Origin of the sequence: Oleiagrimonas sp. C23AA, from assembly GCF_011759385.1 — a bacterium.
GTDB lineage: Bacteria > Pseudomonadota > Gammaproteobacteria > Xanthomonadales > Rhodanobacteraceae > Oleiagrimonas.
Genome location: NZ_JAARLY010000016.1, coordinates 1 through 6,959, shown reverse-complemented (window position 1 = coordinate 6,959; position 6,959 = coordinate 1). Strand labels below are relative to the sequence as shown.

Below are 6,959 nucleotides of genomic sequence, written 5' to 3'. Positions count from 1 at the left end.
GCCGAGACCGAAGCCGAGACCGAAGCCGAGACCGAAGCCGAGACCGAAGCCGAGACCGAAGCCGAGACCGAAGCCGAGACCGAAGCCGAGACCGAAGCCGAGACCGAAGCCGAGACCGAAGCCGAGACCGAAGCCGAAGCCGAAGCCGAAGCCGAGTCGGTGCGTTTGCAGTTTCCGGACGATCCGCAGCCAGAAGGCGAGCTGGCCACCGGCGATGTCGATGACGACTTGCTGGAAATCTTCGTGGAGGAAGGCCGGGACATCCTCGATCACTGCGACAGCGTCATGGCGCAGTGGCGCGATGCGCCGCAGAGTGCGCAGCCGCTGGTCGAGCTGCAGCGCGACCTGCACACCTTCAAGGGGGGCGCCCGTATTGCCGGCTTGGCGCCATTGGGCGACATGGCGCATGCCATGGAAACGCTGCTGGAATCGCTGGGCGAGGATAACGTCCCCGACGCGGTGGAGATGGCCGCGCTGGAACGCGGCTTCGATCGTCTGCATGCGCTGTTGCAGCGGGTCGCCGCACGCCAGGCCATCGCCATGCCTGAAGCCGCCATTGCCCACTTCGAGGCACTGGCGGGCGGCGAACGGCCGGGGCTCGAGAACGAAACGCTTACCGGTACGGATGAGATTGAGACGGCTACCGGCGATGCGAAGCAGGACGATGCAGAGCAAGCATCGTCCCTGCCGCAGGGCGTGGATGCGGACACCGCCGACAGCGCACCGGTGCCGCGGCATGTCGACGTTGAAGCAGCGGCCGAGACCGATGCGGCACCTGCGGTGGCGGAGGCTGAGACCACGGCTTCGTCCGCACGCAGCATGCCCGAGCTGCTACCCGAGCCGGAAGAAGAGGCGCGCGCTCCGCAGGAGCAGATTCGAGTACGCGCCGACTTGCTGGACAATCTGGTCAATAACGCCGGAGAAGTGTCGATCTTCCGCTCACGACTGGAGCAGCAGATCACCACCATGCGCTTCAACCTGGGCGAGTTCGATCAGACCATCGCGCGCCTGCGTGATCAGTTGCGCAAGCTGGAGATCGAAACCGAGGCGCAGATCATCGCCCGGTATCAGCGCGAACAGCACGATATCGGCGAAGAAGCGACTGAGGATTTCGATCCGCTGGAGCTGGACCGCTTCTCGCAGCTGCAGCAGTACTCGCGTGCGCTGGCTGAATCGGTGGCCGACTTGGTCTCGCTGCAGGGCATGCTTGATGACAATGCACGCCAGTCTGAAACCCTGTTGCTGCAGCAGTCACGCGTCAGTTCAGACCTGCAGGAAGGCCTGATGCGCACGCGCATGGTGCCGTTTGAGTCGATGGTGCCGACATTGCGCCGTACCCTGCGCCAGGCCGCGCAGGAAGTGGACAAGCATGCGCAACTGCGTGTAATCGGCGCGCACGGAGAGATGGACCGCAACCTGCTCGAGCGCATGAAGGCGCCTTTCGAGCACATGCTGCGCAACGCGCTGGCGCATGGCATCGAGTCGCCGCAGGTGCGTCGCGAGGCCGGCAAGAGTGACGAAGGCACGGTGACCATCGAAGTCAGCCGCGACGCCACCGAGGTGGTGATCCGCGTCAGCGACGATGGCGCCGGCATGGATCGCGATGCGATCCGCCGCAAGGCCATCGAACGTGGTCTGCTGCGCGAGGATGCACAGCTGACGGACCGCGACCTGTTCGGCTTCATCCTGGAGAGCGGTTTCTCCACCGCCTCGGCGGTCACGCAGCTGGCTGGTCGTGGTGTCGGCATGGACGTGGTGGCCAACGAAATCAAGCAGATGGGCGGTTCTCTCGGGATCGATTCCGAGCGCGGTCGCGGCACCAGCTTCACCGTGCGCCTGCCCTTCACCCTGGCCGTGACCCATTCGATTCTGGTCAAGGTCGGCGAGTCGGTGTTTGCCGTGCCGATGACCTCGGTGCAGGGCGTGGCGCGTCTGCCGCTGGACGAGCTGGCCGCGCACATGGCCGAGGAGGAGCCCAGCTTCACCTACGCCGACGAAACCTACGCCATCTATGACCTGGCGCCGTTGATCGGCGTGCCGCCGAGCCAGGTGTCGCCGGAGGGCCAGCCACCGCTGTTGTTGACACGCAGCGGCGACATGCGCGCGGCGGTGCGTGTAGACCAGGTGATCGGCTCGCGTGAGATCGTGGTCAAGTCGGTCGGCCCGCAGGTCAGCTCCGTGCCGGGTATTTTCGGCGCCACCATCATGGGTGATGGTTCGGTGGTGATGATTCTCGACTTGGCGCCGCTGGTGCGTCACGGTGCGGCCACCATGGAGCGCGCTGCGCTGGCACCGGCATTGCCGGAAGCCGGCCAGACGCCGGACGGCAAGCGCCAGGTGATGGTGGTGGACGACTCGATCACCATGCGCAAGGTCACCGGGCGCATCCTTGAGCGCAATGATTACGAGGTCAACACGGCCAAGGACGGCATGGACGCGGTCGAAAAGCTGCAGGAGCGCGTGCCCGACCTGATGCTGCTGGATATCGAGATGCCGCGCATGGATGGCTACGAGCTGGCCACGTACATGAAGAACGACAGTCGCCTGCGGCACGTGCCGATCATCATGATTACCTCGCGCACCGGCGACAAGCATCGCCAGCGCGCGCTGGATATTGGTGTCGAGCGCTATCTGGGCAAGCCCTACCAGGAAGCCGAACTGCTGGCACAGATCGAGCAATTGCTGGGCGAGCACGAGCACGGATAAGGAGGCCGGGTCATGACCGAGAGCGCATCGCCCGCCGTGGCGCTGGTGGCTGAGCCGGGCGAAGCCTGTGCCCACCTGCGTCAGGCGCTGATCGACCTGGGCGCGCGCGTGGTGCACGAAGGTCCGGCTGCCGCCTTGCGTCCACAGGCGTTGATCGACGCCTGTGTCGACGTGGTGATCGTCAACCTGGATGCCAAGCTCGAAGCGCAACTTGACGCGCTTTACGAGCAGTTGGATGAAGACCGCTACCGCGTGGTGTTCAACGAGGCCGAGGTATCGTCCCGGCTGTCAGGTTGGGAGCAGGCACGCTGGAGCCGGCATCTGGCGGCCAAGCTGCTGGGCGTGGCCGACGTCGATCCGCCGCGCCCGGCTGACGCGCGCGCCATTGAGGTGCAGGCTTGCGTGGAAAATGATCAAGCCGAAGCCGAAGCCGAAGTGCCAAGCGATGGCGATGAAGCGACCGTCGAGGCCGCATCCGACAGCCCCGACGAGGCGACCTCCGAGGTCGCCGGCTTCGCGTTGGACGAGCCATTCCTGGAGCCCGAGTCGCCATCGCCGCCGCCGGACATCGCCCCGGCTGACGTGGCATCCACTGAGACGGTGATTGAGCAGACACCACCGGTCTTCGATTTCAGCGCCGAGCCGGATCTGGATGAGCTTGGCCAGAGCGGCCATTTGCGCGATATCGATCCGGAGTTCTCCCTGAATGCTGGCGCGCTGGATGACTGGGAGCCGCAGGATGATGGCCTGATCTCTCCTCCCGTCGACGAGAGCATCAGCGCGGTCAGTCCGTCGCCGGCCGATGAGGCGTACGGTCATGTCGAAGCGGCGGGTAGCTTCACGCTGGCACCGGATTCGCAGCACGAGGATCGGCCGACCGGCGATCCATCCGAAGCGTCGGTTGATGCCTCCGAAATGGCCTTCCCGGATGTGGATGAGGCACACAAGCCGACACCGGTCCAAGCACCGGACTGGGGTTTGGTCGACCTGGATGCCGGATCGGAGGGCGAGGACGAACACGTGCATGCCTCGCGCCCGGATCCGACTCAGTTTGGCATCGAAAAGCAAAGCGCGGCCGAGTTCCTGGCTCCCGATCACAGCGAGGGTGATACCCCGATCGAGCCCGGTCTCAGCCTTGAACTGATCTCGATGGAAGAGGCCGTGGCGCCGCAGATGGCCGAGACCAGCAGCTATGAGATGCTGCTTGAGCCCTCCGCCGGTGTGTCGCAGGTGCTGGTGCTGGGCGCATCGGTAGAGGGTGCCGATGCGCTGCAGAGCTTGCTCGGGGAGCTGGCGATGGGTCCGAGCTTTGCCACGTTGGTGTTTCAGCATCACCAGAGTGGTGATACCCATACATTGGCGCAGACCCTGTCGGCGGCTTCCCAGGTGCGTGTGCGCGCCGCTTTCAACGGCATGATGCTGCAGCGTGGTGAAGTGGCGGTGATTCCCGCAGCCTGGCGCTTGCAGATCGGTCGCGAGGGGCGTCTGAACCTGATTGAGGCCGCCGATACGCGCGAGCGTGAGCCGTCCATTGATGATGGTTTCAGCGCGGTGGCGGCGCGTTTTGGCGACAAGGCCATCGGCATTCTGTTTGCCGGCCAGGGGCACGACGGCACCGCCGGTGCGCAGGCGATTCACGATCGCGGCGGCAGGATCTGGCTGGAGGTGGGCGCCGATGGGCAGGCCACACCGATGGTGGCCGCGGCCCGAGCCGAGGGTTTGTGCGATCGCGAGGGCGACGCCGTGACATTGGCCGGCGCCCTGTCCGAGGCGTGGGGCTGATGGATTTGCCCACACCTTTCACTGCAATGCTTACCGGCGTCGACGCGACGCCTGAAGGTTGAGACGATCATGAGCGACTCCCTGCCGCGCGAAATCCGCGGCGTTCTCATCCCGATCACGGGTGGCCGGCTGCTGTTGCCCAATGCCTCGGTCGCCGAAGTCATCACGCTGTCCACCCCGGACCCGGTGGCCGAAGCGCCCGAATGGTTGCTCGGGCGCTTGGCTTGGCGCGGCTGGCGCCTGCCGCTGGTCAGTTTCGCCACCATGGCCGGCCTGGCGCCGCAGGAGAACGCACTCAATTCGCGCGTGGCCGTGATCAAGGCACTGGGGGGCAACCCGCGCATGCCCTACATCGCACTGGTGACGCAGGGCTTTCCGCGCCTCACCACGCTGAGCGCCGATATCATCGTGCCCAGCCGCGACAGCGAATCGTTACCGCCGGTGGTGCGCGAACAGGTGATGGTGCGCGACGACAGTGCGGTCATTCCGGACCTGGAAGCGCTGGAGCGTGAGGTGGCCGAGGCGCTGGACATGGCCGCCAAGGCTTCGGCGTGAGGCGCTACATATCGCCATAAAGAGTCTGTAGCGCCGCCAGTGCCGCCAGGCCGGCGCTTTCGGTGCGAAGAATGCGTGGGCCCAGATTCAGCCCTTCAAAACCATGCGGCTGCAAGGCCGCCAGATCGCGTTCACCCAAGCCGCCTTCCGGACCGACCAGCAGTAGGGCCTCGTGCAGTGAGCTATCCAGTTCACGTGGTCGGAGCGTGGCCACCGGCAGCAGCGCCAGGCGGGTGGTTGGTAGGGTGTTGCTCGGCTCACGGAGCCAGTGGTCCAGCGCCATGGGCGCATCGATCTGCGGCAGTACCGCGCGACCGCACTGTTCGCAGGCACTGGCGGCGACCGCCAGCCAGTGCGCCAGGCGCTTGTCGGCACGCGCCGCATCCAGCTTCACTTCGCTGCGCTCGGTCAGCAGTGGCACAATGCGGGTCACGCCCAGTTCGGTGGCCTTCTGTACGATCAGGTCCATCTTCTCGCCGCGCGCCACCCCCTGCGCCAGTGTCAGCGTCAGCGGCGATTCGCTGGCAACGCGATCGGCCTCGACCACTTGCACGGTGCCGTGACGCTTGCCCACATCGGTGAGCACCGCGTTGTAATCGTGGCCGTCACCATTGAACAGCACCACCCCATCACCTTCGCGCAGACGCAGCACGCGCACGGCGTGTTCGGCGGCACGTTGTGGCAGTTCAAAAAGCTGCCCGGTCTGCAGTGGGGCATCGACGTAAAGGCGGATACGGCGCATGGTTATCCAGGATAGGTGCGGTGTTCTAATCAAGTCCGAAAGCATAGCTGCGCATGGCGCCTGCATGCCACGGCGAAGGCGGCCTGTGGCAGTCTTGAGTCTATCGGCCGTGCTGACGGGAGCATCCCATGCGTGTGATCTGGTACTTCGATTTCGTCTCGCCCTTCGCCTATCTGCAGTGGCCGAAGGTCAAGGCGCTGGCGGCCGAGCGCGAAGTCACGTTGCGCCCGTTCCTGCTGGGCGCATTGTTCAAGCAAATGGATTTTCGCGCGCCATTCGAATACGCACGCAAGCGCACCGCCGTTTACCGCCTGAGTGTGTGGCGGGCCCGCGAACAAGGGCGCGAACTGATCTATCCACCTGCGCACCCATTCAATCCTAACCCCGCGCTTCGCCTGTGCGTGGCGGCAGGCTCCACTGTGGCTGCCGTCGACACCATCTTCGACTGGATCTGGACCCAAGGCCGCGCGGCGGACACCGCCGAGGCGATCGAACCACTGGCGGAAAAGTTGGGATTCGATGATGTCGCCCTGGTACTGGCCGATGCTGCGGTTAAAGCCGAGCTTCGCGCCAATTTCGATCAGGCCATCGCCGACGAAGTATTCGCGGTGCCGACGCTGGCGGTGGGTGACGAGCTGTTTTGGGGTGATGACGCGCATGCGTTCGCACTGGCGTATCTGGACAATCCTGGCCTGATGCAAGAGCCGCAGATGCGGCGGCTGATGGATTTGCCTTTGGGGATTTGAGTGTTTGGGAGATAGGCAGTACCCGTTGTTGGCTTTGACCGGCCGGTGCCTGTTGGCGCCAGGGGTTCCGACGGCCTTCCGGCCGCCGGGTTCATTTTCTTGGCTGGGCAAGAAAACCGAACCAAAAGAACCCACCCCTCGTGTCACCTTGCGCGCGAAGCGCGCAAGGTCCGTGGTCGCTGGCTGGGCTTGGCCGACAGGGCGTCCTGCCCTGACGACCAAGTGGCTGGCGTCCCTGCGAGCCACCCTGTGGGCCTTTTCAGCCAGCGACCACTGCTACGAAAAGGGGGACGGTGGCTCTAGCCAGTTGGCGGTGACTCATCGGCCACGCTTCGGTGTGCACCCACTCCTGTTCGCAGGCGGCGAGCGTAGGGAGGATCAGGCCCGCAGGGTGGCCGGCAGGGATGCCGGCCAGTGCGTCGTCAGCG

General features: G+C 65.1%; 5 protein-coding genes. 4 read left to right on the top strand and 1 reads right to left on the bottom strand.

Annotated elements, in window-relative coordinates; translation table 11 throughout:
- The 3 genes from HBF24_RS17090 to HBF24_RS17080 all read left to right on the top strand — a co-directional run.
- The coding region (locus HBF24_RS17090) for a response regulator (protein WP_167175881.1) at positions 1-2,706 on the top strand (2,706 nt) is incomplete at its 5' end.
- A gap of 12 nt (positions 2,707-2,718) precedes the next feature.
- Positions 2,719-4,488, top strand: a complete 1,770-nt coding sequence (locus tag HBF24_RS17085) for a chemotaxis protein CheB (RefSeq protein WP_167175878.1) — start codon at positions 2,719-2,721, stop codon at positions 4,486-4,488.
- A gap of 69 nt (positions 4,489-4,557) precedes the next feature.
- Positions 4,558-5,043, top strand: a complete 486-nt coding sequence (locus HBF24_RS17080; protein ID WP_167175875.1) for a chemotaxis protein CheW — start codon at positions 4,558-4,560, stop codon at positions 5,041-5,043.
- 4 nt (positions 5,044-5,047) lie between these two features.
- Here the strand turns inward: HBF24_RS17080 and HBF24_RS17075 are convergent, their stop codons facing one another.
- The gene (locus HBF24_RS17075) at positions 5,048-5,785 is read right to left on the bottom strand and encodes a 16S rRNA (uracil(1498)-N(3))-methyltransferase (protein ID WP_167175872.1); all 738 of its coding nucleotides are present in this window, start codon (positions 5,783-5,785) and stop codon (positions 5,048-5,050) included.
- A 128-nt stretch (positions 5,786-5,913) separates the two neighbouring features.
- Between HBF24_RS17075 and HBF24_RS17070 the strand changes: the two genes are divergently transcribed.
- Positions 5,914-6,531, top strand: coding sequence for a DsbA family protein (locus tag HBF24_RS17070; RefSeq protein WP_167175868.1), 618 nt, complete (start codon positions 5,914-5,916; stop codon positions 6,529-6,531).
- Positions 6,532-6,959: the final 428 nt, after the last annotated feature.

Coding starts and splice junctions, on each gene's coding strand:
- HBF24_RS17085 (WP_167175878.1), top strand. CDS start 2,719: ATGACCGAGAGCGCATCGCCCGCCGTGGCGCTGGTGGCTGAGCCGGGC.
- HBF24_RS17080 (WP_167175875.1), top strand. CDS start 4,558: ATGAGCGACTCCCTGCCGCGCGAAATCCGCGGCGTTCTCATCCCGATC.
- HBF24_RS17075 (WP_167175872.1), bottom strand. CDS start 5,785: ATGCGCCGTATCCGCCTTTACGTCGATGCCCCACTGCAGACCGGGCAG.
- HBF24_RS17070 (WP_167175868.1), top strand. CDS start 5,914: ATGCGTGTGATCTGGTACTTCGATTTCGTCTCGCCCTTCGCCTATCTG.